Below are 2,678 nucleotides of genomic sequence, written 5' to 3' on the forward strand. Positions count from 1 at the left end.
GGGCGTAGCGCGGTTGCGTCGAGCCCGCCCGTCCACCCGGGGCAGATACCCCGCGGGGGTATCATCGGCGGCGTGATGACCACCGACCTCGAGTTGCGGGGCATGACGTGCGCCTCGTGCGCGGCGCGGGTGGAGCGCGGCTTGAACGCCCTGGACGGGGTGCAGGCCACGGTCAATTTCGCAGTCGAGCGAGCCCACATCGAACACGAGTCCCATGTCTCGCCCGCCGATCTGGTGAGGGCCGTCGAAGCGACCGGGTACCAGGCCGCCGTGGCCCGCCCGGCCGGCGAACCCCATGCCGAGCACGCCGACGTATCCGCCGGCCGACTGCGCACCCGGCTGATCGGCTCGGCCCTGCTGGCCGTGCCCGTGGTGGCGTTGTCGATGGTGATGGCCTGGCAGTTCAGCGGTTGGCAGTGGCTCGCGTTCGCGCTGACCACCCCGATCGTGGCCTGGGGCGGTTATCCCTTCCACCGCGCCGCCGCGCGCACCGCCGTGCACCGCGCCGCCACCATGGACACCCTGGTCTCGCTGGGCACCTGCGCCGCCTACCTGTGGTCGGTGGTGGCGGTGTGCACGGGGGCGGGCCACGTGTACTTCGAAGTGGCCGCCGTGGTCACGGTGTTCCTGCTGGCCGGCCGCTACGCCGAATCCCACGCCAAACGGTCGGCCGGCGCAGCGCTGCGGGAACTGCTGGAACTTGGCGCCAAAGACGCCACGGTCATGAGCGCGGACGGGTCGACCGAGACCCGGGTGCCGATCGCTGACCTTCGGGTCGGCGACGTCATCGTCGTGCGGCCGGGAGAGCGCGTCGCCGCCGACGGCGTCGTCGTCGACGGGGCCAGCGCCCTGGACACCTCGGCGATGACCGGCGAGCCGCTGCCGGTGGACGTCGCCGCCGGCGATTCGGTGCTGGGTGGTTCGCTCAACACCACCGGGCGCGTGCTGGTTCGGGCCACCAAAGTCGGCGCCGACACTCAGCTGGCGCGGATGGCCAAAATGGTCGCCGACGCCCAGGCCGGCAAGGCCTCGGTCCAACGACTGGCCGATCGGGTCTCGGCGGTGTTCGTGCCCGCAGTGCTGGGCATCGCCGCGCTAACCCTGGCCGGCTGGTTGCTGACCGGCGCGTCCGCCGCCGCGGCCTTCACCGCGGCGGTGGCGGTGCTCATCATCGCCTGCCCGTGCGCGCTCGGGCTGGCCACGCCGACCGCCATCCTGGTCGGCACCGGCCGGGGTGCTCAGCTGGGCATCCTGATCAAGAACCCGCAGGTGCTCGAGACCGTCAAGGACATCGACACCGTCGTGCTGGACAAGACCGGAACCGTTACCAGCGGCGTGATGTCCGTCGGCGGCCTCGCGGCCGGACCGGGCGAGGACCCGGACGCGGTGCTGGCCCGAGCCGCCGCCGTCGAGTCGGCGTCCGAGCATCCGATCGCCGCGGCCATCGTCGCCGGGGCCAAGGGCGCCGGCCTGCAGATCGCCCCGGTGACCGATTTCGTCAGCAAACCCGGCCACGGTGTGACCGGGGTCGTCGACGGCCTGCGGGTCGAGGTCGCGCGGGCGGCCGCCGCGGACCCGACCGGGACCGCGGTGGAGGTTTGCTGGGAAGGGCAGGTGCGCGGGACGATCACCGTGACCGACACGGTTCGGCCCACCAGCGCGGCCGCGGTGGCGCAGCTCAAAGCCATGGGCATCACGCCGATCCTGCTCACCGGCGACGGTGCGGCGGCGGCCCGCAGGGGGGCCGGACAGGTCGGTATCGACCCCGGCAACGTCATCGCCGACGTCTTGCCCGCGGACAAGGCCGCCGAGGTCAAGCGCCTGCAGGCCGACGGTCGGCGGGTGGCCATGGTCGGTGACGGCGTCAACGATTCGGTGGCGCTGGCCACCGCCGACATCGGGATGGCGATGGGCACCGGTACCGACGCCGCCATCGAGGCCGGTGATGTGACCCTGGTGCGCGGCGACCTCGGCACGGTGCCCACCGCGCTGCGACTGTCGGCGAGCACCCTGCGCATCATCCGGCAGAACCTCGTCTGGGCGTTCGGCTACAACGTGGCGGCCATCCCGCTCGCGGCGGCCGGGTTGCTCAACCCGATGATCGCGGGCGCGGCGATGGCCGCCTCATCGGTCCTGGTGGTCGCCAACAGCCTGCGGCTTCGTCGTTTCGCGCGATAAGACCGGGCCGGAGTCAGGAGTCCAGCCAGCCCAACTGCGCCGGCAGCTGGCTGCGCCAGTAGGACACGTCGTGGCCGCCGGGCGAAAAGCCGCCGGCCGGAGGTGGATTCAGCTGGGCGATGAAACTCTTGGTCGCGTAGGCGAAGCTGTCCCCGGTACCGCAGTCCACCCGCAGCGGGATCGGCGCCAACCGCGGCACCAGGTTGAACACCGAGTTGGTCCGCCAGTCGTCGACGCTGTCGAACGCGCCGGCGGGCGCGCCGAAATACGTCATGTAGATCGCCGGGCTGACGGCGCAGATGCCCGCGGTGCGTGCCGGGCCCAGACGGGTGCCCAGCAGCAGTGCGCCGTAGCCGCCCATCGACCAGCCCATGAACGCGACGCGGGAGGTGTCGATGCCCTTTTCGGTCAGCATCGGGAGCAGCTCGTGCAGCACCATGGCGCCGGAGTCCTCACCGGAGCTGTGCGGCCGCCAATAGGAGTTGCCGCCGTCGACGGCC

The 2,678-nt window shown here is 72.1% G+C and carries 2 protein-coding genes; one reads left to right on the forward strand and one right to left on the reverse strand.

The genetic code is table 11. From position 1 onward, the window contains the following. The first annotated feature begins 75 nt into the window (after window positions 1–75). Window positions 76–2,178, forward strand: coding sequence for a heavy metal translocating P-type ATPase (locus tag LI92_RS20895; protein ID WP_046322341.1), 2,103 nt, complete (start codon window positions 76–78; stop codon window positions 2,176–2,178). A 13-nt stretch (window positions 2,179–2,191) separates the two neighbouring features. Here LI92_RS20895 and LI92_RS20900 read toward each other — a convergent pair. Next, window positions 2,192–2,678 (reverse strand): alpha/beta hydrolase-fold protein (locus LI92_RS20900; RefSeq protein WP_046322343.1); only part of this gene is annotated, 487 nt, incomplete at its 5' end.

This window comes from Mycobacterium sp. UM_Kg1, from assembly GCF_000972925.1.
Lineage (GTDB): Bacteria > Actinomycetota > Actinomycetes > Mycobacteriales > Mycobacteriaceae > Mycobacterium > Mycobacterium hiberniae.

Coding starts and splice junctions, on each gene's coding strand:
- LI92_RS20895 (WP_046322341.1), top strand. CDS start 76: ATGACCACCGACCTCGAGTTGCGGGGCATGACGTGCGCCTCGTGCGCG.